Source organism: Clostridium bornimense, assembly GCF_018917145.1.
GTDB classification, from domain to species: domain Bacteria; phylum Bacillota; class Clostridia; order Clostridiales; family Clostridiaceae; genus Clostridium_AN; species Clostridium_AN bornimense_A.
Window position 1 is genome coordinate 1 of sequence record NZ_JAHLOD010000131.1, and the last position, 866, is coordinate 866.

An 866-nucleotide genomic window follows, 5' to 3' on the forward strand; every position below is an offset into this window, starting at 1 on the left:
CTCAGGGAACATGAAATTGTTATTTATTTGAAATCCCTTCACCTAAAGCAAGACATAATAAATAGTTATGTCTATTTTCTTAAACCCTTGATATAACTGAGTTTAGTTAACTTTTTAGAGTTTAAAATTTGAAACTTATGCATAAAAGTAGTGTTTTTTTGCATATATGCATTAAATAAATAAAAAAAGATAAGCATTTGCCTATCTTTTTTTATTTAAATTTCTATTAGTCTTTTATGATCTTAAAGCTTTTCTTCTTTCAACTATTTCTTCTGTAGTTAACCTAACACCAGAATCATTTTTATCTCTTTCTTCAACCATTTTTAATATGCTTTCATTTTCTAAAAGTTCTATAACCTTTAACAATTTTTCATATTCATCAATATCTAAAATAGCTAAATCTGGTTTGTTATTTTTAAATACAAACATATTAGTACCAGCTTTTACTGCATTTCTAATCTTAGCAAAATTTTTTACTAAGTCACTTGAGGATACTATATTATTTCTTTCCATCACTATACTCATAGCGGATTGCCTCCTTATAAAAAACCCCTTCTTTATCAAATATTTTTAACATTTATATAATCTATTATACACTAATAGTGAACAAAAATACATAAAATAATACATAAAATTTTATATATTATTTTATATACTTTTTCTTTCTAATAAGATATAATAGAATATGTAGTTAATAAATTACATATATTTTGTGAAAGGAGTTCCTTTAATGGCGTCTGATTGCACAATTTTATATAGAGAAGAAGTAGCTAATGATTTAGCTGCTTTATCAGATCAAGTTTTTGATGAATGCATGATTATGATAAAAAAACTTGAAAAGAACATACATCTAGGGCAACCATTAC

1 protein-coding gene is annotated in these 866 nt (G+C 24.2%); it reads right to left on the reverse strand.

The window, feature by feature from the left end; genetic code table 11:
* Positions 1-234: 234 nt before the first annotated feature.
* Positions 235-525 (reverse strand): type II toxin-antitoxin system Phd/YefM family antitoxin, encoded by a 291-nt coding sequence (locus tag KQI30_RS16860; protein ID WP_216464497.1) that lies wholly within the window; start codon positions 523-525, stop codon positions 235-237.
* Positions 526-866 lie beyond the last annotated feature (341 nt).

Bases quoted from the DNA above. Each gene is read 5' to 3' on its own strand.
- KQI30_RS16860 (WP_216464497.1), bottom strand. From the start codon at position 525: ATGAGTATAGTGATGGAAAGAAATAATATAGTATCCTCAAGTGACTTA.